The 21,915-nt window shown below is 67.4% G+C and carries 29 protein-coding genes; 10 read left to right on the top strand and 19 right to left on the bottom strand.

Annotated elements, in window-relative coordinates; translation table 11 throughout:
* Nucleotides 1–13: 13 nt before the first annotated feature.
* The 5 genes from BST42_RS06190 to BST42_RS06170 are packed head-to-tail and all read right to left on the bottom strand — an operon-like array spanning nt 14 to nt 2,768.
* Entirely contained in the window at nt 14–355 is a 342-nt protein-coding gene (locus BST42_RS06190; protein WP_083117682.1) for a GNAT family N-acetyltransferase, read from the bottom strand.
* A gap of 8 nt (nt 356–363) precedes the next feature.
* Complete coding sequence (locus BST42_RS06185; protein WP_083117899.1) at nt 364–1,329, bottom strand: pirin family protein; 966 nt, start codon at nt 1,327–1,329, stop codon at nt 364–366.
* Between the two features lie 28 nt (nt 1,330–1,357).
* Nucleotides 1,358–1,777: an EVE domain-containing protein gene (locus BST42_RS06180; RefSeq protein ID WP_083117681.1), complete on the bottom strand. Its 420-nt coding sequence runs from the start codon at nt 1,775–1,777 to the stop codon at nt 1,358–1,360.
* Nucleotides 1,778–1,837: 60 nt separating this feature from the next.
* On the bottom strand, nt 1,838–2,119 hold the full coding sequence (locus BST42_RS06175; protein ID WP_165760790.1) for a hypothetical protein: 282 nt from the start codon (nt 2,117–2,119) through the stop codon (nt 1,838–1,840).
* Between the two features lie 49 nt (nt 2,120–2,168).
* Nucleotides 2,169–2,768, bottom strand: coding sequence for a TetR/AcrR family transcriptional regulator (locus BST42_RS06170; protein WP_083117679.1), 600 nt, complete (start codon nt 2,766–2,768; stop codon nt 2,169–2,171).
* A 57-nt stretch (nt 2,769–2,825) separates the two neighbouring features.
* Here BST42_RS06170 and BST42_RS06165 point away from each other — a divergent pair, with 57 nt between their 5' ends.
* Nucleotides 2,826–3,965, top strand: a complete 1,140-nt coding sequence (locus BST42_RS06165) for a 3-ketosteroid-9-alpha-monooxygenase, oxygenase component (RefSeq protein ID WP_083117678.1) — start codon at nt 2,826–2,828, stop codon at nt 3,963–3,965.
* A gap of 3 nt (nt 3,966–3,968) precedes the next feature.
* Here the strand turns inward: BST42_RS06165 and BST42_RS06160 are convergent, their stop codons facing one another.
* Nucleotides 3,969–4,379, bottom strand: coding sequence for a WhiB family transcriptional regulator (locus BST42_RS06160; RefSeq protein WP_083117677.1), 411 nt, complete (start codon nt 4,377–4,379; stop codon nt 3,969–3,971).
* A 129-nt stretch (nt 4,380–4,508) separates the two neighbouring features.
* On the opposite strand from BST42_RS06160, the gene BST42_RS06155 reads away from it, so the two are divergent.
* Genes BST42_RS06155 through BST42_RS06130 form a run of 6 tightly spaced genes read left to right on the top strand, consistent with a single transcriptional unit; the run spans nt 4,509 to nt 8,518 of the window.
* Nucleotides 4,509–5,249, top strand: a complete 741-nt coding sequence (locus BST42_RS06155; protein ID WP_083117676.1) for a helix-turn-helix domain-containing protein — start codon at nt 4,509–4,511, stop codon at nt 5,247–5,249.
* Nucleotides 5,246–6,034, top strand: a complete 789-nt coding sequence (locus BST42_RS06150) for a C40 family peptidase (RefSeq protein ID WP_083117675.1) — start codon at nt 5,246–5,248, stop codon at nt 6,032–6,034. The genes BST42_RS06155 and BST42_RS06150 overlap by 4 nt, the downstream gene beginning before the upstream one ends.
* A gap of 47 nt (nt 6,035–6,081) precedes the next feature.
* On the top strand, nt 6,082–6,441 hold the full coding sequence (locus BST42_RS06145) for a DUF4226 domain-containing protein (RefSeq protein ID WP_083117674.1): 360 nt from the start codon (nt 6,082–6,084) through the stop codon (nt 6,439–6,441).
* A 58-nt stretch (nt 6,442–6,499) separates the two neighbouring features.
* Entirely contained in the window at nt 6,500–7,897 is a 1,398-nt protein-coding gene (locus BST42_RS06140; protein WP_083117673.1) for a DUF4226 domain-containing protein, read from the top strand.
* 1 nt (nt 7,898) lies between these two features.
* The gene (locus BST42_RS06135; protein ID WP_083117672.1) at nt 7,899–8,216 is read left to right on the top strand and encodes an ESX-1 secretion-associated protein; all 318 of its coding nucleotides are present in this window, start codon (nt 7,899–7,901) and stop codon (nt 8,214–8,216) included.
* Complete coding sequence (locus BST42_RS06130) at nt 8,213–8,518, top strand: DUF2694 family protein (protein ID WP_083117671.1); 306 nt, start codon at nt 8,213–8,215, stop codon at nt 8,516–8,518. Before BST42_RS06135 ends, BST42_RS06130 begins: the two co-directional genes overlap by 4 nt.
* Before the next feature lie 6 nt (nt 8,519–8,524).
* Here BST42_RS06130 and BST42_RS30285 read toward each other — a convergent pair whose 3' ends face one another.
* The 7 genes from BST42_RS30285 to BST42_RS06100 are packed head-to-tail and all read right to left on the bottom strand — an operon-like array spanning nt 8,525 to nt 12,474.
* The gene (locus BST42_RS30285; RefSeq protein WP_264046352.1) at nt 8,525–8,650 is read right to left on the bottom strand and encodes a hypothetical protein; all 126 of its coding nucleotides are present in this window, start codon (nt 8,648–8,650) and stop codon (nt 8,525–8,527) included.
* Nucleotides 8,651–8,687: 37 nt separating this feature from the next.
* Entirely contained in the window at nt 8,688–9,941 is a 1,254-nt protein-coding gene (gene lipE, locus BST42_RS06125) for a lipase LipE (RefSeq protein WP_083117670.1), read from the bottom strand.
* Nucleotides 9,938–10,423, bottom strand: a complete 486-nt coding sequence (locus BST42_RS06120; RefSeq protein WP_083117669.1) for a peroxynitrite isomerase — start codon at nt 10,421–10,423, stop codon at nt 9,938–9,940. Before BST42_RS06120 ends, lipE begins: the two co-directional genes overlap by 4 nt.
* A 24-nt stretch (nt 10,424–10,447) precedes the next feature.
* On the bottom strand, nt 10,448–10,855 hold the full coding sequence (locus tag BST42_RS06115; protein WP_083117668.1) for a VOC family protein: 408 nt from the start codon (nt 10,853–10,855) through the stop codon (nt 10,448–10,450).
* 48 nt (nt 10,856–10,903) lie between these two features.
* On the bottom strand, nt 10,904–11,311 hold the full coding sequence (locus tag BST42_RS06110; RefSeq protein ID WP_083117667.1) for a VOC family protein: 408 nt from the start codon (nt 11,309–11,311) through the stop codon (nt 10,904–10,906).
* 27 nt (nt 11,312–11,338) lie between these two features.
* Nucleotides 11,339–11,980, bottom strand: coding sequence for a class I SAM-dependent methyltransferase (locus BST42_RS06105; RefSeq protein WP_083117666.1), 642 nt, complete (start codon nt 11,978–11,980; stop codon nt 11,339–11,341).
* A gap of 53 nt (nt 11,981–12,033) precedes the next feature.
* Nucleotides 12,034–12,474 (bottom strand): STAS domain-containing protein, encoded by a 441-nt coding sequence (locus BST42_RS06100; protein WP_083117665.1) that lies wholly within the window; start codon nt 12,472–12,474, stop codon nt 12,034–12,036.
* Nucleotides 12,475–12,931: 457 nt separating this feature from the next.
* On the opposite strand from BST42_RS06100, the gene BST42_RS06095 reads away from it, so the two are divergent.
* Nucleotides 12,932–13,795 (top strand): rhomboid family intramembrane serine protease, encoded by an 864-nt coding sequence (locus tag BST42_RS06095; protein ID WP_083117664.1) that lies wholly within the window; start codon nt 12,932–12,934, stop codon nt 13,793–13,795.
* A gap of 1 nt (nt 13,796) precedes the next feature.
* Here BST42_RS06095 and BST42_RS06090 read toward each other — a convergent pair whose 3' ends face one another.
* The 4 genes from BST42_RS06090 to BST42_RS06075 form a co-directional block, all read right to left on the bottom strand.
* Complete coding sequence (locus BST42_RS06090; RefSeq protein WP_083117663.1) at nt 13,797–14,249, bottom strand: hypothetical protein; 453 nt, start codon at nt 14,247–14,249, stop codon at nt 13,797–13,799.
* 76 nt (nt 14,250–14,325) lie between these two features.
* Complete coding sequence (locus tag BST42_RS06085; RefSeq protein ID WP_083117662.1) at nt 14,326–14,946, bottom strand: LutC/YkgG family protein; 621 nt, start codon at nt 14,944–14,946, stop codon at nt 14,326–14,328.
* On the bottom strand, nt 14,943–16,400 hold the full coding sequence (locus tag BST42_RS06080) for a lactate utilization protein B (protein ID WP_207569447.1): 1,458 nt from the start codon (nt 16,398–16,400) through the stop codon (nt 14,943–14,945). Before BST42_RS06080 ends, BST42_RS06085 begins: the two co-directional genes overlap by 4 nt.
* Nucleotides 16,397–17,137 (bottom strand): (Fe-S)-binding protein, encoded by a 741-nt coding sequence (locus BST42_RS06075; RefSeq protein ID WP_083117898.1) that lies wholly within the window; start codon nt 17,135–17,137, stop codon nt 16,397–16,399. The genes BST42_RS06080 and BST42_RS06075 overlap by 4 nt, the downstream gene beginning before the upstream one ends.
* A gap of 97 nt (nt 17,138–17,234) precedes the next feature.
* On the opposite strand from BST42_RS06075, the gene BST42_RS06070 reads away from it, so the two are divergent.
* Both BST42_RS06070 and BST42_RS06065 read left to right on the top strand, forming a co-directional pair.
* Nucleotides 17,235–19,136: a potassium transporter Kup gene (locus tag BST42_RS06070; protein ID WP_083117660.1), complete on the top strand. Its 1,902-nt coding sequence runs from the start codon at nt 17,235–17,237 to the stop codon at nt 19,134–19,136.
* A 36-nt stretch (nt 19,137–19,172) separates the two neighbouring features.
* Nucleotides 19,173–20,381, top strand: a complete 1,209-nt coding sequence (locus tag BST42_RS06065; RefSeq protein ID WP_083117659.1) for an FAD-dependent oxidoreductase — start codon at nt 19,173–19,175, stop codon at nt 20,379–20,381.
* Between the two features lie 42 nt (nt 20,382–20,423).
* Here the strand turns inward: BST42_RS06065 and BST42_RS06060 are convergent, their stop codons facing one another.
* Both BST42_RS06060 and BST42_RS06055 read right to left on the bottom strand, forming a co-directional pair.
* Nucleotides 20,424–21,044 (bottom strand): TetR/AcrR family transcriptional regulator, encoded by a 621-nt coding sequence (locus tag BST42_RS06060; RefSeq protein ID WP_083117658.1) that lies wholly within the window; start codon nt 21,042–21,044, stop codon nt 20,424–20,426.
* A 97-nt stretch (nt 21,045–21,141) separates the two neighbouring features.
* On the bottom strand, nt 21,142–21,894 hold the full coding sequence (locus BST42_RS06055; RefSeq protein ID WP_083117657.1) for an SDR family NAD(P)-dependent oxidoreductase: 753 nt from the start codon (nt 21,892–21,894) through the stop codon (nt 21,142–21,144).
* Between the last annotated feature and the right edge of the window lie 21 nt (nt 21,895–21,915).

Genomic DNA, 21,915 nt, shown 5'->3' with positions numbered 1-21,915 from the left:
AGCGGCGCCGGAGTCAGCTACTGAGGACCTGCTGCAGGTAGCGCTCGGTATCCGCGGAGACGGGGTCTGCCACGTTCTGGAATTCCGGATGTTTCTCGATGTACTTCGCGACCATCGGACACACCGCCACGATGCGCAGCCCGGCATCGCGGGTGGCGGCCAGCGACTCGCCGACCATGATGCTGGCCAGTCCGCGTCCTTCGAATGCGTTGTCGACCTCGGTGTGGTGGAAGATGCGCTGACCGTCGTGGTCGACGTAGTCGGCGACGCCGACCTGCCTGCCGTCGACCTCGACGGTGAATTGGTTCTTGCCGGCGGTGACGGTGGTTTCGGCGCCGGTTTTGTCTTGTGTCATGGAACTCCTCAGGGTCGGCGGCGGGGGCGCAACCGGATGGCGGGTAGCCCGGGTGCCGGTAAACGCTGGACGGAACCCGTGTACCCACTGACGGCGCCGAAACGATCGTCGCCGCTCTCCCACTGCCGGCGGTATTCGACGATCTCGTCATGGCTGCGTCCGACGAAGTTCCACCACATCAACAGTTCCTCGGTGAACGGCGGCCCGCCGAGCAGCAGTACCCGGGCGGCCAGGCCCGCCGCATTGTGCAGCCGCAGCCTCGTGGACCCGGTTCCCAGGTAGGCCAGCTGCCCTGATTGGAGCACCCGCCCGGCGACTTCCACCTGGCCGAGGTCGAGCAGGACGCCGTGCTCGAAGCCGGGGTCGACGTCGAGGTCGAGGGTGCACCCGGCGGCCAGGTCGACCTGGGCGCCGAGCAGCGGCGTGAAGGTGTGCACCGGCGAGCGCTGTCCGGCCAGCTCACCGAGGAACACCCGAATGGATGCGTCCCCACGTGAAAATGGCTCAGGGACATAGTGATCGAAATCCCGGAAGGTGTTGCGAGCCGAATCCGGCAGCGCCACCCACAGCTGCGCGCCATGCAGGATCGTGCTCGACGGCGTCGACACTTCCGAGTGGCAGATTCCCGCCCCGGCAGTCATGAGATTCAGTTCACCGGGGCGGACGATCTGGTGCACACCGGCGCTGTCGCGGTGCTCGATCTCGCCGCGGAACAACCAGCTGACGGTCTGCAGCCCGGTGTGCGGATGCGGGGGCACATCCATGCCGGCGGCCTCGCGTACGTCGTGCGGACCGTAATGATCAGCGAAACACCAGGCCCCGATCAGCGAGCGCTCCCGTTGGGGCAAGGTCCGGCGGACCGGAAGCGCGCGCGGACCGCCGAGCGGGACCTCACGGGGCTCGAGAATCTTGACGCCATCGAAACTTGTTGCACTGCAGGGCACTTCACGCGGAGCGGTCTCGAGGTTGCTCACCACCCCGAGCTTACCCGCGGAGCGTGGCTCAGGCCGCGAGCTGCTGCTTGGTCATCGCCGAACGGATGAGCAGGAAGTCCGGCTCCTCGATACGGAACACCCCGAACCGGAACTTGTAGCCCCAGCGTTGCGGATCGACGACGAACTCCAGCTGGTCCAGCAGGGGCCGGATGGGTGTCGCGGTGCAGGGCAGGAACTCCATGGCGCGCCGCCATGGGTGCGACGGATGTTCCTGGTACGGCTCGTCGTCGGCGACGCGCCCGATCGCGGTGAATGCCTGCAGCGACTCCCCATGCTCGAGTGCGGTTTTCGGCGAGTAGAAGATGATCCAATCGCCACGGGCCATTCTGCGCAGCATGTGCGGCTTGCCATGGTTGGCCTGAGTGAAACCGCCGGCGACACCCCGTTGTACGTGGTCGGCGCTGACGGTATTGATCCAGTACGTCATGGGCTCACACTAGGTCGGGGGTCAGACAGGTCTGGCGCCTCTGCCGCTCGGCGGGATCGGTCAGTCCGCGCGGGCATCGGACGACGGGCCGCGACCGTCGGCCGAGATGTCCGGCGCGAACAGCTCCGGGCTCATCGACGGGTCGACCGGCTCGTCCTGCGGCACCCTCGTCGCCTCACCGGCGGCGACTCGGTTGTGATCAGCGCGCCAGTCGCGCAACAACAAGACGATGCCGGCGACCGCGAGCACGACCACCGCGACCGCGGCGTAGGTGCTGTCGGTCAGGACCGCCACCAACAGCGCGATCAGCCCGGCCAGAGCCACCACCACGACGATCCGCACAAACACAGTTCTATCCGCATCCCGCTCCCCTGCCGGGGAATTGCCGCAGTCAGCGAGTCGCGGGCGCCGGCACCGGCGCGGCGGTCAGCATCGCGGCGAGCATCGTCACGATCTCCTCGAGACTGTCGGCATCGGTGTCACCGGATTCCACCCGCCGCTCGTGGTCGGCGAGCAGGGCGAACATCGCGGTGGCGACGGCGCCGACTCGGTTCTCCCGGGCACTGCGGTCCTTCAGTGGGACCAACCTGGCCAGCGCGTCAAGGATCCGTGGCCAGGCCGACTCCGCCGGGCTCTGCGGTTCCCGGTTCAATCGGATCCGGACCACTTCGAGGAACCGCGCGTAATGGGTGCCTTCACTGTGGAAAAACGGCCCGACCAGGACTCGCAGCACAGCGTGTGCGTCGACCATTTGTTCGTCGGACATGCGGTCCAGCAGGGCTTGCCGCTCGACCTCCATCGGGGTCAGGCGCCGGGCGACGACTGCGTCGATGAGGTCCTGCCTGCTGCGGAAGTAGTAGTTGACCGCGGAGTTGTTGCGTTGGCCTGCGGCCACGGCGATCTCTCGTAGCGGCACCTCGAATCCGTGCTCGGCGATCAGCCGTTCGGCGGCGTCGAGCAGTACTTCCCGGGATCGGGCACCGCGGTCCACGGCAAGCAGTGTAAATCAGTGCTAGGCAGGTTTAAGCACATGTGCTTAAATGAGCGCATGAACCAGATCCGGGAGATCGACCCCGGCACGCCGATGACGCGTTACGCGCGGGGTTGGCACTGCCTGGGCCTGGCAGAAGATTTCCGCGATGGCAAGCCGCACGGCATCAATGCGTTCGGCGGCAAGCTGGTGGTGTACGCCGACTCGCACGGCGACATCCATGTGCTCGACGGCTACTGTCGGCACTTGGGTGCCGACCTCGCCATGGGCACGGTCAAAGGTGACAATCTGGCCTGTGCGTTCCACGACTGGCGCTGGAACGGTGCGACCGGACGCTGTGTCGAAATTCCTTATGCGCGAAGGGTTCCCAAGCTTGCACGCACCCGCAAGTACCAAACCCTCGAGGTCAACGGGCAGCTGCTGATGTGGCATGACCCGGAGGGCTCCACGCCACCGGCGGAACTCACCCCGCCGACGATCGAGGGCTACGACGAGGGCCAGTGGTCGAAGTGGGCGTGGAACTCGATGGTCATCGAAGGCGCGCACTGCCGCGAGATCGTCGACAACAACGTCGACATGGCGCACTTCTTCTATATTCACTACGCCTACCCGACGTTCTTCAAGAACGTCTTCGAGGGCCACACCGCCAGCCAGTACATGGAATCCAAGGGCCGCCAGGACTTCACCGAACATCCGGAGCGGCTGTGGGAGGGCACCAAGCTGCGTTCGGAGGCCACCTACTTCGGGCCGTCGTACATGATCAACTGGCTGCACAACGACCTCGGACCGGACTTCACCGTGGAATCGGTGCTGATCAACTGCCATTACCCGATCGACCAGAACTCGTTCATGCTGCAGTTTGGGGTCTCGGTGCAGAACATGCCGGGGCTGTCCGACGAGAAGGCGGCCAAGCTCGCCCAGTCGTATTCGAAGATCTACGAGGTCGGCTTCCTGCAGGACGTCGAGATCTGGAAGCACAAGACACGGATCGAAAACCCGCTGCTGTGCGAGGAAGACGGGGCGCTGTACCAGTACCGGCGGTGGTACGAGCAGTTCTACGTCGACGCCGCCGACGTCACCGTGGACATGACCGACCGATTCGAGCTCGAGGTCGACACCACGCACGCCTACGACGTGTGGCAGCGCGAGGTCGACGAGAACATGCAAAAGCGTTCTGAGGCAACAACAGCGAGCTGACAGTCACGCCGCGGTACGCGGCCGGCTCAGAGGTAGGTGGACGATGGTTGCCACCTGGGCGGGCAGCGGTTCGCTGCGGGACAGCAGTTCGGCACTCTCCGGCAACTCGCGCGGATTGAGTTCACCGTCGGCGATGCGCCGCAGGACCTCGTGCGCGTGCGCCAATTGATGGCGCTTGCGGTACTGGCCGCCGGGCAACTTGATGCCGGCCCACACGCCGTATTCCTCGCCGCTCTCCACCGCGCTTCGGGCGCAGGCCCGCTGCTGGGCCAGCGGGCACCGGCGTAGGCAGATGGTCCGGGCGCGGGTGGCGGACTGTTCGTAGACGCGCGCCTTGGCCGCACCGTCGCTGGCGTCGTCGTCGGCGTAGCCGAACCACAGATCGGGCTCGACCGAGCATGGGCGGTAGTTCATCGGAGCCTCCTTGGCCGGATTCAATGACGAAAGCGTATAGGCGGCACTTCGGATGCGCAAGAGGAACGTAGAAAAAAACGTATAAATCGATACGGCTGTGTACGATCCGTATATGGCTGGAGCCCCACCGTGAGCCGAGAGGCGGCGGGTGCGGCCATCCGGACTCTGCGCGAGGCGAGGGACTGGTCGCTGGCCGAACTGGCCGCGGCGACCGGGGTCAGCATCATGGGCCTGAGCTTCTTGGAGCGCGGTGTCCGCAAGCCGCACAAAGGCACAGTTCAGAAGGTTGAGAACGGACTAGGGCTGCCGCCCGGCACCTACGCGCGGCTCGTCGTTGCCGAGGATCCAGCCGCTGAGATCGCCCCATTTCTGACCAACGCCCCAGCCGAATCCACGCCGCCACGAGCCGCCACCGGCATCGTCGTCAGCCGGCATAGCGACGCCGATGTGCTCGAGGCGCATGCCGAAGCGCACCTGGAATCGTTGAACTCGTTGATAGCCCGCCTGCCAGCGGAGACGTCAAACGAATATGAAACGTATATTCAATCCGTGATCGAGCAATGCGTGAAGGCCGAGCTGCTGGCGGCCAACTCCTGGCGCGTCGCGGTCAACGCCGGGGCCGAATCGGTGGACCGCCTGATGAGTCACCTCAAAGCCCTGGAGGCGATTCGGACCGGGCTGCTGGCCCGCATGCCCGGCAGTATCAGCGCCCGCTTCGACCAGGCGTGTGCGAGCTCGGAGCTGCCCGAGCCGGTGATCGCGACCTTGATCGGAGTCGACGTCGAGCAGCTGTGGGACATCCGCAACCGCGGGGCCGTCCCGCCGGGAGTCCTGCCCCGGGTGCGGGCGTTTGTCGAGGAGCGGTCGTGACCGCCCCCGAGGTGGAGATCCTGAGCCGCGCCCACGCGCTGTTCGCCGGCCGGCCGGCCGTGGGAATGCTCGATGCGGCACCCGCTGTGGCGCCGTTCCCAGGCGAGGGGTTGCCCACGGCCTACCACCGTGCCGCCGAACGTCGACGCACCGAACTCGAGGGCGCCCGCCGGGTCGACGCCGAGGTGTCGGCGATCCTGGCCCGTGTTCAGCGCGATCACCGGGAGGCCCGACGGCAGACCCGTGCTGTGCTCGACGCCGCCCATACCGATGCCGCTGCCGCCCCCGACAACCCGGTCGCTCAACGAGAGCTGTTGCGGCGCAGGGCTGCCCGCCTGCGCGCCCAGCACGCGCACGTTCTCGCCGCCCGTCGCCGAGCCCGGCGCCGGCTCGCGCTGTTGCGCGCCCTGGGATATCGGCGGGGGCACCGTCGGCTGCCTGCACCGAATTCGCGGGCCGGCCTCGCGGTGCGCGCGGCGCTGTCGCGGCTTGGCTGTCCGTACGTGTGGGGAGCGACCGGCCCGGACCGCTTCGACTGTTCCGGCCTGGTGAAGTGGGCGTACGCCCAGGCGGGGGTGTCGCTGCACCGCACCACCTACGACCAGATCAACGACGGGGTTCCGGTTCCTCGTTCGCAGGTTCGTCCCGGCGATCTGGTGTTCCCGCATGCCGGGCATGTCCAGATGGCGATCGGCAACGGCTTGGTGGTCGAGGCACCGCACGCCGGTGCGAACGTCCAGATCAGTCGACTGGGTTCCGACGTCGCGATCCGTCGGCCGGCATAGCCGAGTGGTGAGTTGTTCGGCGAAATATCGCTCAGTACCGTCGACCCATGGCAGAGCACGCCGGAGCGTCGGCCGAGGCCCTCGAGTCGGCCCGATCGCTGCTCGCCGCCCGCGACCGCGACCTGGCCGACGCCGACGCCGAGTTGGCCGAGGTGGTGTCGGCCGCGCATGCCGCCGCGACCGAGGCGATCCGCAAGCTCGACGCGATCAACGCCGAGATCGAAACGGCCGTCGCGCAGAGCACCGTCACCGCACCCGTCGAGGGGCGTGAGTTCGCGCGCTTCCTGCTCACCAAACAGCGCGAAATCAGCGAGGTGCTGATCTCAGCCCGCGCCGAAGCCGACGCCAAAACCGTGGTGCTCCAGCGACTTGCGGACCGCTACCGGGTGTCGTCCACACCCGCCTGACGGGTGAATTGTCACCTGAACACCGCCTGGATACAGTCGCCGGCATGAGAGGGCACCGGTGGCGAGTTACCAAGACCTGCTGGACGTGATTGCGCGCGTCGGTGCGGTCACCGGTGACAACCGGGCCTGGCTGACGGGGCTCTCGGATAGCGACCTCGCCACGATCACCAGCCCGGTCAGTGTGGTGTCGCCGAGCGCAATCGACAACGTAGTGGCCAAGATTCGCGCGCAGCATCGCGCGGCCCTCGATCCGGCGGCATCCACCGACCAGGCGCCGGGCCCGGGGGAGGGGTTGGCCGCCGAGGCCATCCGCACCGCCGAAACGTCGTTGGCGCACCAGAATTCGATGAGTGCGCAGCTCGACCTGCAGGTGATCACCGCGGTGCTCAACGCGCATGCCGTCCACTCTGCGGGTCGCGAAGCCCTCGATGGTCTGCAGAGGGACATCGAGGCCGCCGTCGCGGCCCGCACCGACCTCGACACCCCGGCCGGCGCCCGCGCGTTCCAGCGGTATCTGATCGACAAGTTGCGCGATATCAAGACCGTCGTCGAGACCGCGGGGCTGGACGCCACCTCGAAGGCATCGTTGGCCGCGGCGCTGGCATCGCTGTACGTCGGCGCCACCCCGGACTCCGCGGCCGACACCGCACCCGACGCCAGTCCGGCAGCCTCGAGGCCGGCTGAGCGGGCCGTCGACATCCCGGCGGACGTCGGCCCGGATCCGTTCATCGATGACCTGATGCCCGACGACGTCGTCCCTCCGCCGGCCGACCCACCCGCCGCCGGTCAGCCGGTCGCCGCACCGATGATTCCGCCGATGGCCGCGATCCCCGCGACGGGCGGCGGATCCGGTGTGGGTGTGCCGGCCGGCCCCGGCCCGGTGCCGCCGGCGTTCGACAATCTCACCCCACCGCGGGTGCCGTCGGCAGACACTTCCGACCTACTGGACGACCCGCTGCCGGACGAGTTGATCGACGACGCTCCAGCCGAGCCGGTGCGCGACGAAAACGACAGCGCGGGGGACGAGTCCGATGCGCCGCCGCCGGACGACTCGACCGTCGTCACCCTGCCCAACGGTGAAACGGTGACCGCGCCGACCCCTCAGCTTGCGGCAGCGATCACCGCCGCGGTGGCCGGAACACCCATCCCGGAGGCGTTCCGTCAGCAAGGCATCACGATCCCGCCGCCGGGCACCGCCGTGTCGCATCCCGTCGACGCTGCCCGGGTGTTGCCCGGTGACATCGGGATGCTGACCGACCGGCACGCGTTGGCATTGGGCAACGGCAAAGCCGTGCTCAACAATCAGATCCAGCCCATTGCGAGCGTCAGCGGCCCGAGCTTCCTAGGGTGGGAGCATCCGCCCGAGGCGGGCGCCGGAGCCATTACCCCGAAACCCGACCAACCGGCTCCCACCCGGCCGGCGGTGACAGCCGGCCCGCCGGCGATAGGAGAGTGACATGGCAGAGCGCATCCACGTGGTGCCCGATGAGCTACGCCGTGCGGCCCGCGACCACCAGGACACCGCCGAGCAGCTGAGCACGATGCCGGCCGGGCACGCCGACATCCTCGCCAGTCTCGACTCGCTCGGCCCGATCTTCGGTGAGCTGCGCGACGCCGGCCGCGAGCTGCTAGACCAGCGGCGTGCCTGCTACGAGCAGCAGGCCGCAGCCCATGCCGAACTCGCGACCAACCTGCGCCACGCCGCCGACGTCTGGGAACACCAGGACAGCGCAGCCGCCGCCGAGCTCGGCAGCATCACCCAGGACGGTTCATGACCGAACCCGATCCCGAGTTCGACGCCGTCCATCCCAGCGGGCACATCCTGTTCCGGTCGTGCCGGGGCGGTTATCTACACAGCGTCGCCCTGGCCGAACCCGCGATGGACTCGGACGCCCAGACCCTGGCGCAGGGCATCCTGCTGACCGCGGACGTGTCGTATCTGAAAGCGCTGATGCAGATTCGCGCCGAAATCCTGGCGGCTGGGCACACCCCGTCGGACGATGTGCCAGGCAGCCGCGATCTCGAGCTGGCCGCCGATTCGCTGCGGCAGCATCAGCTGCGGCGAGAAGAATCCTGAAAGCGGCTACCGGTCGCCGTCGGACGAGACAACCTCCGGCGGCGCAACGGGATTCGGGCCGAACAACTCCCGCGCCCGCTGCAGCAGGGCACGCACCTCGTCGAGTTGTTGCTGCAGCAGCGAATCACCCATGGCCGCTACGCTATCGGCCGTGCCGGGTGGGCACAATTCACCCGCGGACGCGGCGGATCTCAGCGTTGATGCGGTCCAGCACGTCGGTGTAGCGGCCGGCTTCGCGATGCTGTCCCGGCTTACCGCTGCTGACCAGTCCGACCGACAGCTGCCGTTCCGGATCCGCCCAGACCGCGATGTTGGTCAGCCCGGTGTGGCCGACGGCGGCCGGAGCGTCGCGTCCGAACGGCCCGAATCGGGTGGACCCGAGCATGTAGCCGGTGCCCCAGCGCATCGGTGCGAACCCTGTCGCGATATCGGGTCGCAGCCGCCGCGCGGGTGCCGCAGCCGCGCGTAGCGTCTCCGGCCGCATGACCCGAACGCCGTCGAGTTCACCTCCGCGGCGGAGGATTTCGGCAAAGCGGGACAACTCGTCGGCGTTGGATATGGTGCTGGACGAGGGAACGACACCGGTCAGGAACAGCGGGGTGTTGGAGAACGGGATGATCTGCTGCGGGGTCCCGCCGACGGCGGCCCGGAACGCCTTGGCGATCGGCGCAGGCAGTGGTTTACCCGTGACGTGGCTCGGCGCGACCAGCGGGACATCCTGTTCTGCCACGCCGTAATTCGTCCACCTGAAGCCGAGCGGATCCAGAATGTCCTCAGCGAGGATGTCGCGGATGTTGCGCCCGGTCGCGGCCGAGACGATTTCGCGGACCAGCGGACCCCAGGTCAGTCCGTGGTAGATGTGCATCAAGCCCGGTCGGTGGATGGGCTTGAGCTCACCGAGTTTCTCGCGGGCGTAAGCACTCTCGTTCATCCGCTTGAGGTCCGGCCGAGGTCCGGTGGCGAACGGCACGCCGGCGCTGTGGGTGATGACGTGCCGGATGGTGGTGCGGTCCTTGCCGTGGCTGGTGTAGTTCGGCAGGTAGTCGCAGACCCGGTCCTCGAGGGAGAACTCGCCCCGCTCGACGAGCATGTGCACCACCGTCGTGCTGATCGCCTTGGCCGCGGAGTACACACAGAACGGGGTCTCGACGGTGACCGGCACCTTCTCGGCGTCCGGTGGGTCGGCCGGGCCGTTGCCCCAGCCGTGGCCGATAGCGCGGTTGAGCACCACTTTTCCGTTGTGCCGCAGGCACAGTTGGACGGCGGGGTGCATGCCCGCCGCATACCAGTGCCGCACCGATTCCCAAATCCGGTCGGCGGTCGCCGCCGAGATGTCGGCGTGGTCCTCGGTGCCGACGTCGGTGACGGCATCAAGGTCGGCCGGGACGCGTATCCGCCCGTCGCCGGTGGGGGAGTGGCTCACCGCTGCTGCCTGTGCAGGGTCGCGGCCAGATGGTGGGTCAGCGGCACGCCGACAGCGGCCATTCGCACGGTGTAGCTGAGCTCGTCACCGGCAAGCTGAAACGAACGGCTCAGGGCGGTAACGTTTTTCGCCGAACCGGTGAGTCCGATCGAGGTGGAGTCGAGCTCGATGGCCAAGCCGTTGTCGGTCACCGACAGTGTGCCTTCGTCGATCTCGGTGACCCCGGTGGGGTGGGCGACGACCAGCTCGATCCGGCCGGGCGATGGCACCCGGAGATAGCCGGTCTCGGCATGCAGGGGCCGACCGTCGTCGGCGGCGCGGGTGCGCTGTGAGTAGGTCAGGAAAGGCTTGCCGATGTGCCCTATCGCGATCTCTTCGACGTAGCCGAACGTCTCGATGGTCGGGTACTCGCCGGTGCCGGTGCCGGTCCAGGTGCCCAGCAGGGGCGCCAAGACCGCGAGGTCGGGATGAAGCTCGGGCACGGTGCCCAGGGTACGGGCCGCGATCTACATCGGGCCGACGAGCTCGACCCAGTTGCCGTCCGGGTCGGCGACGAACATCCAGCCCATGCCCGGCACCGGCGCGAACTCGGCGAGCTCCTGCGCGATCTCGTACCCGGCGGCCTTGACCTGCTCGGCGGCCGCGGTGGTGTTGGCCACCACCACGGTGTAGTAGCGGATACCGGCGGCGGCCGGCCCGCCGCCCGGCGTCGCAGGTGCGGCCGGCGGCTGGTCGAGGGTGATCAGCTTGAGGACGTTGTCACCGAGCGCATAGCGCTTCATCGTTCCCCCGGGAAAGTCGAGGTCGCCGGTGAAGGGCAGGCCCAGGAAGTTCTCGTAGAACTCGACCATCGGACCCAGGTTGGTGGTGACCAAACCGACTTCGATGTTCTTGGCGAGCAGCTCGATGGCCATAGGTGTTCCTCTGCGTTGAGTGGGTGACGTCGGAAAAATAAATGGTGCTCAGATCGGGCCGGCGAGCTCGACCCAGTTGCCGTCGGGATCAGCCACGAAGAACCACCCGATGCCTGGCAGTGCGGTGAATTCGGTGAGCGGTTCGACGATTTCGTAACCGGCGGCCGTGACCTGTGCGGCCGCCTCGGTGACGTTGGTGACCACCAGCGAGATGTAGCGGACCCCGGTCTGCGCGCGCCCACCGCCGGGGGTCAGTGCCGCGGGAGGCGGCTGGTCGTAGGTCACGAGTTTCAGGGTGTTGTCACCGATCAGGTAGCGCTTCATCGTGCCGCCGGGAAAGTCGAGGTCGAGCTGGAACGGCAGCCCGAGGAAGTTCTCGTAGAACTCCACCATCGGAGGCAGATCGGTGGTCACCAGACCGATCTCGACACTGGGGGCGAGCAGCTCGACGGCCATGGTGTCGAAGGATACGGCCCGAATCGGTCAGGACGCGGGCTTCGTCCCGATCGTGATGAGGTCGAACACGGCTTTGGTCCACAGCGGCCGGTGCACCCGGTGCTGGTCGGTGATCGTGAAACCGGCGTCGGTGAACAGTGTGCGCATCTCCTGCGCCGACGGGTTGTGCGCGGCACTGGCCGGGGAGTTGGTCAGCTGGCCGAGGAGCGGAAGTTGCGGCGGGCTGATCGTCGCGACCGCCGCCAGACCGCCGGGCCGCAGCACCCGGTGGAATTCGCGCATCGCCGCCGGCTGGTCGAAGAAGTGAAAGGCCGATGTCGAGACGACGGCATCAAGCGCGTCGTCGTCGAACGGCAGTTGTTCGGCAGGCCCCTTGCGCCACTGCACCTTCGGGTCGCGCGCCTTGGCCTGTTTGAGCATGCCGTCGGACATGTCCACCCCGTAGACTTCGTCGGGGTGCAGCTCGGCGTCGATGCGAGCGGGGAGAATGCCTGTGCCGCAGGCAATGTCAGCAATCCGGCGAGCCCCATGGGCGCGCAGCTCGTCGATCACCTCGTCTTGGGCAGGCTGGTAAACCCACTGCTGCAGACGGGGATGGTCGTAGAGCGGCGCGGCAATGCTCCAGAACCGTGTTACCAGGTCGTTGAGATTGCGACCGTGTGTCGCCATGGCTGCTCGCCTTCGCTAGAACCGATCCAACCAGTCTAGGAAGGCGCGGCCGGCTACTTCGGCAGCGGGGCCAGCTGCAGGTGGGTGTGCGGGCCGCGGGCGAGAGCGGCGACCGCCGAGACGATGTTGCCCGCCGTGGTGACCAGCCCTTCCGGATCGCAGACCCGCAGCACGCGGGCAACCGCCGGGCCCGGGACCAGCACCCAGTCGATCCCGCGTCGGGAGCACCGCACGGTGAGGGTGTGCAGTGCCGAGAACCCGTCCGTGGCGAAGAAGTCGAGCTTCGACAGGTCGATCACGAGCTGCTGGTATCCAGTGACGTTGTTCTCGACGTAGCCGAGCATGTCACTGGCGTTCGACGCGTCGACCTCTCCGACTGCGGCGATGAGCAGGGTGGTCGCGCTGAGCTCTCTCGATCGGAAGGCTCCACGATCCGTGCGGTCGCGGCCCGGGCGGGTGACAGCCAAGGGTGCCGCGGTGATGGCTGAAGTCATGGCGCCTCCATCAGTGGTACTCCGCGATGCCGGATTTGCCTGCCTGAGCTGTTGGTCTCGAAGCTTCGCTGCGAAAGTTCTCAAGCCCTCGCGCGGTGGCGTCTCCGGGCGGCTGTGAACTCAACCTGGGGGAAATGTACTACGGAATCAGTTGCATGGCTACAAATTGTTGGGCATAGCTATATCGGCACTTCAGCACCAATTCACCCATCCCGAGAACCGCACGCGGCACTGCGGATATGGCAAATATTGACGCATCCCGAAATTGAATCCGAAGGTTAGCTGCCGGCCAATCCCGTCACAGCAGTGGAGCCGGTGCCCACTGGCACTGGTCGACCAGGTCGCGCTCGTGCCGGTCGGGTGCCGAACGACGGAATCCGTACCGCCTGCGTGGCGTCCGCAAGGCGTCGCGGGTGCGGCGCCACCGGCTCGGCACAGTATCTTCGGTGGCAGGACTATGAGCATCCCTTACACACCGCAAACTCCGGCGGGCACACCGACGTGTTATCGCCATCCCGACCGCCCGACCTATGTGCATTGCACGCGGTGTGGGCGCCCGGTCTGCCCCGAGTGCATGCGCAGCGCCGCGGTCGGCCACCAATGCGTCGACTGTGTGGCGGCCGCCGGCCAGAGTGTGCGCCCAGCGCGCACCGGGGCCGGTGGCATCCGGCGATCCGGCCTGCCGTTGGTGACCTATGCGCTGATCGCGGTCAACATCGTGATGTTCGTGCTGCAGATGACATCGAAGGACCTTCAGCGCGAGCTCGTGCTGTGGGCCCCCGGGGTAGCCGGAGGCGAGTACTTCCGCCTGGTCACCTCGGCGTTCATGCACTACGGCGCCATGCATCTGCTGTTCAACATGTGGGCGCTGTATGTGATCGGCCCCCCACTCGAGGCCTGGCTGGGCCGGCTGCGCTTCGGTGCGCTGTACGGCCTCAGCGCGCTGGGCGGTTCGGTGCTGGTGTACCTGCTGGCCCCGATCGGGGCGGCGACCGCAGGTGCGTCGGGTGCGGTCTTCGGGTTGTTCGGAGCGACGTTCGTGGTGGCCAAGCGGCTCAACCTCGACGTGCGGTGGGTGGTCGTGCTGATCGGGATCAACCTGGTGCTGACGTTCACCGTGCCGTCGATCAGTTGGCAGGGCCACGTGGGTGGCTTGATCACCGGGTCGCTGATCGCGGCGGTCTACACCTACGCGCCACGGGAACGTCGCAACCTGGTGCAGGGCGGCGTCTCCGCGGCTGTGCTGGTGGTGTTCGCGGCGCTGATCTACTGGCGCACCGCGGAGCTGATCGGTCAGTACGGCGCGCTGATCACCGGCTGACCTACAGGCGCGTCAGCCAGAACGGGTAGGTGAAGGTGCCACCCGGCGCGCCGTCGCAACCAGCGTCGAACGACGACTCCATGGTTCCCGACAGCGTCTTGGCATCCCAGGTGAAGACATCCCGGGTGGGGATGACCGGGCCGTAATAGATGTCGCCGCACCGTAATCCGTCCGGATTGTCGACGGTCATCGTGTACTGACCGTTGTTCAGCGTCGCGATCCCGTACCAGGGGTACGCCTTGGCGATCGGCATCGGGTTCGCCGAGACGCGCACGCAGGTCGGGTTGAACACGATCTCTCCCGGGCACGGCGCAGCGCCCCACGCCCAGGTGTGGAAGTCCCGGCGGTCCGGGATGATGAAGTTGTAGTTGCCGGGCCACAGCTCCGCCGAGGCAGGCGGGGCCAACGTCACCGCCGCCGCCGTGAGCGCAATGCCTATCGCCAACGTCCGCATCGCCGGAGCTCCCTTCGTAGCTTCGCCGTAGAAATCTATGTCGTGCGGCCAAGAGAAATAACTGGATTCCGCAATGTCACCTGCTGACCAGCAGCACGTCAAGTCTGCGGGGGCCGTGCACACCTTCGACGCGGTTGAGTTCGATGTCGCTGGTGGCGCTCGGCCCGGAGATGAAGGTCAGCGGCCTGCCGGGGTCGAGTGCGGCGAACGCCTGCGGGACGGTGTCGACGATCTGGTCGGTGAAGACGACGCAGATGTGATGGTCGGGGACCAGCGTCAGCACTCGCCGGCCCTGGGTGGGCCCGGCGTCCAGGACGATGGTCCCGGTGGCCGCGATGCCCAGGGCGCAGCCGGTGACGACAGCGGCCACGGTGTCGAGTTCGGTTACGGCCAACCGATTTTCGGGGTCGTCGACGGCGGTGTCGATACCGTCGACCCACTCGGTGGGCAGCCCGGACGGTATCGCCACCCGGGCGCCCCGACCCGTCAGGTCGGCGATGGTGGCCGCGATCGCGGCGACCTCGACGGCCAGCACCTGCGCCTGGTATTCGGCAACCGTCATCGCGAAGCGCTCGGCGTCACCAGGTCCGTGCGAGGCCGCGTGTTCGTAGTCGCGCGGTACCTGAACGGGTTCGGGCGGAGCCGCCGCGAGCGCACCGCGGATCCGGTCGAGGACGATGCGACGTGTCCCGTTCATCGGGACGTCTCGTCGTGGGTGCGGGTCCACCACTGGCGGAACGTTTCCGCGGGCGGCGCGGGCACGTCACGGCTGGTGGTCCAGCGCGACGCCGGCCAGGGCAGTGCGGTGATGCGCTGATCCGCACCCGCGACCAACCGCCCGGCGGCGAGCAGCTTCTCGGCCGCGGCGAATCGTCTTGGCGAGGCCATCGCCCACGCGGCGGCTCCCATCGCCAGGTCCTGACCGAGCGCCCGATGGCCGTCGATCTGTGCGGCCCGCAGGTGCACCAGGATCGAGGGGATGTCGATGCGCACCGGGCACGCGTCGAAACACGCGCCGCACAACGACGATGCGTACGGCAGGGAGGCGTTGGGGTCGTCGTGCCCCTGCGTGCCGGTCAGCTGCGGGCTCAGGATCGCACCGATCGGGCCGGGATAAATCGAGCCGTAGGCGTGCCCACCGGTGCGTTCATACACCGGGCAGACGTTGAGGCAGGCGCTGCAACGGATGCAGTGCAGCGCGGCCCGTCCCACCGCATCACCGAGCACCGCGGTGCGTCCGTTGTCCAGCAGCACCAGATGAAACTCCTGCGGCCCGTCGGCGGGATGCACACCGGTCCACATCGAGGTGTACGGGTTCATCCGTTCAGCGGTCGACGACCGCGGCAACAGCTGCATGAACACCTCGAGGTCGGTGAACCGGGGCACCAGCTTCTCGATGCCCATCACCGTGATCAGCGTCTCCGGCAGGGTCAGGCACATCCGACCGTTGCCCTCGGATTCGACGACGGCAAGTGTCCCGGTCTCGGCGACCGCGAAATTGGCGCCGCTGACGGCGACCTTGGCGGACAAAAACTTTCGGCGCAGATGCGCGCGGGCCGCCATCGCAAGTATGCGCGGCTCGTCGGTCAGTTCGCCGGCATCGGGCATCTCGCGGGCGAATATCTCGCGGATCTCGGCACGGTTGCGGTGGATCGCCGGAACCAGAATGTGACTGGGTGTGTCGTGCCCGAGTTGCACGATCAGTTCGGCGAGGTCGGTCTCGATCGCCGCGATGCCTTCGGCCGCCAGGTGCTCGTTGAGCCCGATCTCCTGGGTGGCCATCGACTTGACCTTGACCACCTCATCGGCGCCCGTCTCGCGGATCAACCCGGTCACGATCCGATTGGCTTCGGCGGCGTCGCGCGCCCAGTGCACCACGCCGCCCCGGGCCACCACATTGGCTTCCAGCTCCTCGAGCAATTCCGGAAGCCGGGCCATCACGTCTTGCTTGAGTGCGCTGCCCGCGGCCCGCAACTGTTCCCAGTCCGCGCATTCGGCAACGGCCCCAAGGCGTTTGGTCCGGATGGTCCGGGTGGCGTGGCCGACATTGCGGCGCATCTGGGTGTTGGCCAGCTCCCGTCGCGCAGCCTGCGGGAACGGTTCGGTGCCGCGCAGGTTGCCGATGCCGGGTACGCCGAGGAAGGTCATCAAGGCGTCTCCGTCGATGCCAGGATCTCGGCGAGGTGCACGGTGCGCACCGCCGAGCGCATCCGGCTCAGGCCGCCGCCGATGTGCATCAGGCACGAACTGTCCCCGGCGGCACACACTTCGGCGCGGGAAGCGATGACCGCCGACATCTTGTCGGCCAGCATCGCGGTGGAGGTGTCGGCGTTCTTGATCGCGAAGGTGCCACCGAATCCGCAGCAGGTGTCCGCCTCGGCAAGATCCACCAACGTCAGCCCCCGCACGTGGCGAAGCAATTGCAGGGGCTTGTCACCGACGCGCAAAAGGCGCAGCGAATGACACGTCGGGTGATAGGTGACCCGGTGCGGGTAGTAGGCACCGACATCGCACACATCGAGCACGTCGACCAACAATTCGGACAGTTCGTAGGTGCGAGCCGCCATCGCCTCTGCGCGCTGTGCCAGCGCGGTGTCACCGGCCCGGCGGGCCACCATCGCATGCTGGTGGCGTACCGAGCCGACACACGATCCGGACGGCGCGACCACCACGTCGCAGCCGCTGCTCTCGAACACCTCGACGTGGTGGCGGACCACGCTGGTCGCCTGCCCGAGATAGCCGGTGTTGATGTGCATCTGACCGCAACATGTCTGGCCGCCAGGGAAGATCACCTGATGCCCGAGCCGCTCCAGCAACTCGACAGTCGCGATCGCGGCCCGGGGGAACATCGCGTCGGCCAGACATGTCGCGAACAGGGCGATACGCATCTGTTCCACCGTACGTCGGGACGGCATCCCGGCAGCTACCATTGGCCTCCACGTCGCCGGGGACCGACGCCGGGCGCGCCAGGAAGCGGGGTGAGCAGTGAGCACGGCGACCAAGGCCCGCACCGGCATCGTCATCGGTGCCCTGGGCGTGGTGTTCGGCGACATCGGCACCAGCCCCATCTACACCGTGCAGACGCTGTTCAACCCGGGTGACCCACACCCGGTCCCGATCACGCCCGCCAATGTCTACGGCGTGGTCTCGTTGATCTTCTGGTCGGTGATGATCATCGTCACGCTCACCTACGTCACCCTGGTCATGCACGCCGACAACGACGGCGAGGGTGGCGTGATGGCGCTCATCACGCTGGTCCGCAAGCTCGGGCGCAGGTCCAGCCCGCGGGTCATCGCCGCGCTGTCCGCGCTCGGAATCCTGGGCGCCGCACTGTTTTTCGGTGACAGCATGATCACCCCCGCCATCTCGGTGCTGTCCGCGGTGGAAGGCCTCAAGGTCGTCGACCCCTCGTTGTCGGAGTTGGTGGTACCGATCACCGCGGTCATCATCGTCGGCCTGTTCGCGGTACAGCGGCGCGGCACCGCGGCGGTGGGACGGTTCTTCGGCCCAGTGATGATCGTCTGGTTTCTCGTCATCGGCGCGTGCGGGGTGCGGGGCATCTCCGGGCATCCGCAGATTTTGAAGGCGCTGTCGCCGACCTACGCGCTGGAGTTCATCTTCGGCCACTTCCACATCGCGTTCTTCGCCCTCGCCGCCGTCGTGTTGTCGGTCACCGGTGCCGAGGCGCTGTATGCCGACATGGGCCACTTCGGCCGCAAGGCGATCACCTGGGGCTGGCTGGGGCTGGTACTCCCGGCTCTGGTGCTCAACTATCTCGGCCAGGGGGCTCTGCTGCTGGGCAACCAGAGCGTGGTCAATGCGCCGTTCTTCTTACTGGTCCCGCCCGGGTGGGAGCTCCCGATGGCGATACTGGCCACCGCGGCGACGGTGATCGCGTCGCAGGCGGTGATCACCGGCGCGTATTCGGTGGCCTCGCAAGCCGCGCAGCTCGGTTACCTGCCGCGGCTGCGGATCGCCCACACTTCGGCGTCGTCGATCGGCCAGATCTACGTGCCCTGGATCAACGGGATGTTGATGGTGGCGGTGCTGATCCTGGTGTTCGCGTTCCGCAGCTCGGCGGCACTCGGCTACGCCTACGGGATGGCGGTCACCGGCACGATCACCATCACCACCCTGTTGTTCCTGTACATCGCCCACACCCGGTGGCGGTGGCCGCTGTGGATGGTCGTCATCGGGGGCGGTGCGTTGCTGAGCGTGGACCTGATGTTCTTGGCGGCCAACCTGACCAAGCTCGTGCACGGCGCGTGGCTGCCGCTGCTGATCGGTCTGATCACCTTCACGGTGCTGATCACCTGGCAGCGGGGCAGCGCGATCGTGGTCAGCGCCCGCGACAAGGCCGAAGGACCGCTGCAGCCATTCATCGACGAGATCAACGGCCACAGACCGCCCTACCCGCGGATCCCCGGTACCGCGGTGTTCCTCAACCGCGAGAGCGAGACGGCGCCGTTGTCGATGCGGGCCAACGTGGACCACAACCACGTCGTGCCCGAGCGGGTGATCATTCTGTCGATCGTCGTTCCGCCCGCGCCCCGGGTGCCCGACGGCGAGCGGATCACCGTCGATGACCTCGGCGACCCCGATGACGGTATCTATTACGTGGCAGCTCAATTCGGCTACATGGAGCGACCCGACGTGCCGGCCGCACTGCGCCTGGTCGACCCGGCCGACGTCGGTGGTGACATCGATCTCGACAGCACGTCCTACTTCCTGTCCAAAATCGAACTGGTTCCCGGCGACCAGCCGACGATGGCGCCGTGGCGCAAGCGGCTGTTCATCGCCACGTCGTTTATGGCTGCAGATTCAGTCGGATACTTCGGGCTGCCGACGTCTCAGACGGTGCTGATCGGCTCCCGAATTCAGGTTTAGCTCCACGCGTTCACCTGCCGTGACTACGGTGTGCCCATGACCGACTCCACGACTGTGGCGATCGTCGGCGGCGGCCCCGCCGGCATGGTGCTCGGACTGCTGTTGGCCAGGGCGGGCATCGAGGTTACGGTGCTGGAGAAGCACGCCGACTTCCTGCGTGACTTCCGCGGCGACACAGTGCATCCCACGACCCTGCGACTTCTCGATGAGCTCGGCTTGGGCGAGCGTTTCGCGGCGTTGCCGCACAGCAAGGTCGACCACGCCGAATTCAACGTGGGCGACACCTCGTTGACGATGGTGGACTTCCGCCGGCTGCGCCAGCCCCACCCGTACATCGCGATGGTGCCCCAGTGGGACCTGCTCAACCTGCTCGCCGAGGCCGGTCAGGCGGAGCCGACGTACACGCTTCGGCTCTGTCACGAGGTGACCGGGCTGTTGCGCGACGGCGCCCGGGTCACCGGGGTGACCTACACCTCGCCGGACGGCGACGGCGAACTGCGAGCCGACCTGACGGTGGCCTGCGACGGCCGGACGTCAGTCGTGCGGCAAAGCGCTGGTCTGCTAGCCCGGGAATTTCCAGTCCCGTTCGACGTGTGGTGGTTTCGGCTGCCGCGGGACAGTAGCGCCGAGTACACCCTGATTCCCCGGATCACCGCCGGACGTATGTTGATCATGATTCCGCGGGAGGGTTATTTCCAGCTCGCCTACCTGATCCCGAAGGGCAGCGATGCGCAACTGCGGGCACGCGGGCTCGATGCGCTGAAAGCCGAACTGGCCGAACTGGTTCCAGAGGCCGACACCCACAGCCTGACGTCCTTGGACCAGGTGAAGTTCCTCGACGTGCGGCTCAACCGGCTCAGTCGCTGGCACACCGACGGACTGCTGTGTCTTGGCGATGCCGCCCACGCGATGTCCCCGGTCGGTGGCGTCGGCATCAACATGGCCATCCAGGACGCGGTTGGCGCGGCGATTCTGCTGGCAGACCCGTTGCGTCGCGGGGCCGTCACCGACCGCGACCTGGCCGCCGTCCGTAAGCGCCGGTTACCGCCCGCCGCAGTCACCCAGGCCGTGCAACGCCTGCTGCACAAGCGGTTGGTGGCGCCGATCCTGAACGGACAGAACGCTGACCCGCCGGCGGCGATCACGGCGTTGATCCGGCGGTTGCCGTGGCTCTCGGTGATCCCGGCCTATCTGGTCGGGGTCGGGGTGCGGCCGGAGCACGCCCCTGCCTTCGCCCGTCGCTAATCGACTATTCGACGAGATATCGTGCTCGGCAAAGGGTTTCGTTCACGCGAAGTTCGGCACCAGGGCGCGCAGCAGGTACTGCTCGACGAAGAGTCTCTTGGCGTCGACGGGCCGATGCCGCCACACGGGAGCAAGCAGGAACAACGACGCGGTGTGCAGCCAGCGCGCCGTCTCCCGCGGATCGAGATCGGAGTGCAAGAGGCCGGCCGCCTGCCACCGTTCGAACAGCGGGCCGTAGTGCCGTAGCACGACGTCGACGATCTGCTCGGAACCGATCTCGAGTGCCGTCGCCACCGCCGTGCTCTCGCCTGACATCAAGGCCTCGTTCAGCGCGTTGCCGACCACGGATTGAACAGGAACCAGCATCAGTTCCTGGATCGAGGCCGATGCGTCGTCGGGCTGCGGTAGCGATGCGACGTGCGCAGCCAGCGCGGCGTCGATCCGGGTCAGCAGTAGCCCCAGCAGAAGGTCGTCGCGGGACGGGAAATAGCGGTACACGGTCGAGCGGACCACACCGGCTTCGGCGGCGACCTCGGCCATCCGGATCTGGGTGTTGCCCCGGCGCACGATGCACCGGCTTGCGGCTTCGAGCAGCCGGTGGCGCGCCTCATCGCCGGCAAGCACTGCCCGTTCGGTGCGCAGGGGACGACCCGTTGTTCCCATTCGCCAGATCGTACGACGCGGTGCAAGGACGCTTCGGCGGGTTTTGGGCGCGAAAACCGGCGTTCAGCGCCGGAAAACGCGCCCATTCACCGACGGCTCAGCCGCCGACCATGATCAGCCCGCCATCGACCGGCAGCAGTTGGCCGGTGATGAAGTGCGAGCCCTCGCCGGCCAGGAACACCAGCACGGGTCCGAGATCGCGGTCGGGATCGCCGAGTGCGCCACCCAGCGGGATGGTGGCTTTGATCTGCTGATCGATGAACGGCGCCGCATCCGGGCCGAGGAATTCGCGGAGCCGGTCCGCACCGCGCGTCTGCATCGCCGGCGCCAGCGCATTGACCGTCACGTTGTCCGCCGCCCAGGCCTTGGCCGCCGAGCGGGTCCAGGCCTGCACCGCACCCTTGGCCGCGGCGTACACCGCGGAGATCGGACTGCCCATCACCGCCTCGGCCGAGCCGAAATTGATGATGCGCCCGCCGGATTTGCGCATCACCGCGTACGCGGCCTGATTGGTGAGGATCGTGGTCTTGACGTTGGTGTCGAGCACGAAGTCGATGTCGGCGGTGGTGATCTGGCCTGGCACGCCCTGATGCCACAGGCCCGCCGCGTTGACCAGGACGTCGAGGCCGCCCATCGCCGCCACCGCGGCGTCGATCATCGCGTTCACCGAGTCGGCGTCCCGGGCGTCGCACGGCACCCAGATGGCGTGCGAATCATCGGCGGGTTCGGTCTGGTGATAGGTCGCGACGACGTCGGCACCGGCCTTGGTCAGGGCCCGGACTGCCGCGGCGCCCAACCCGCTGGCCGCGCCGGTGACTACCGCGCGGCGCCCGGCGAGCGGCTTGCTCATCGGGCGAACCGGGACGACCCG

This window comes from Mycolicibacterium rhodesiae, assembly GCF_002086695.1.
GTDB classification, from domain to species: Bacteria; Actinomycetota; Actinomycetes; order Mycobacteriales; family Mycobacteriaceae; genus Mycobacterium; species Mycobacterium rhodesiae.
The sequence above is the reverse complement of the archived record's forward strand: the minus strand, read 5'-3'. Positions and strand labels throughout refer to the sequence as shown.